1 protein-coding gene is annotated in these 501 nt (G+C 74.3%); it reads left to right on the plus strand.

What is annotated here, in order from left to right; all coding sequences use genetic code 11:
* Positions 1-391 (plus strand): YbjN domain-containing protein (locus tag KBX53_RS35505; protein WP_210864089.1); only part of this gene is annotated, 391 nt, incomplete at its 5' end.
* Positions 392-501: the final 110 nt, after the last annotated feature.

Genomic DNA, 501 nt, shown 5'->3' on the forward strand with positions numbered 1-501 from the left:
CTCCCTCACCATGATCACCGCCGTCCTGGACGGGCGCGGCGACCGGTACGTGCTGGACGAGGGCGGGACGGTGGTCGGCCACTGGGACGGTGCGGTGATCCAGTTCCGGCGGGCCGGTGAGCGCGGTGAGGTGCTGCACGCCCGGGCCATGGCCAACCGTCGGCTACCGGCGGCCCGCCGCGCCGAGGCGTACGCCTTCTGCAACGCGTGGAACCACGACCGGCTGCTGCCCAAGGCGTACGCGCACGACCTCGGCGACGAGTTGGTGCTTGCCGGCGACGTGGCCACCGACCTGGCGCACGGGGTCGCCCCGGCGCAGCTGCGGGTCCTCATGGACGCCGCCATCGCCACCGGCGTCGCGTACGCCGAGGCGGTCGCCGCGCTGCCCTGACCGCCCCGAACACGGCGAACGCCGGCCCACCCCGTTCGGGTGGACCGGCGTCAGCGGACGTCGCTCAGACCTCGACGACGGTGGGCACGATCATCGGCCGACGACGGTAC

Origin of the sequence: Micromonospora sp. M51, assembly GCF_018070305.1 — a bacterium.
GTDB lineage: Bacteria > Actinomycetota > Actinomycetes > Mycobacteriales > Micromonosporaceae > Micromonospora > Micromonospora parva.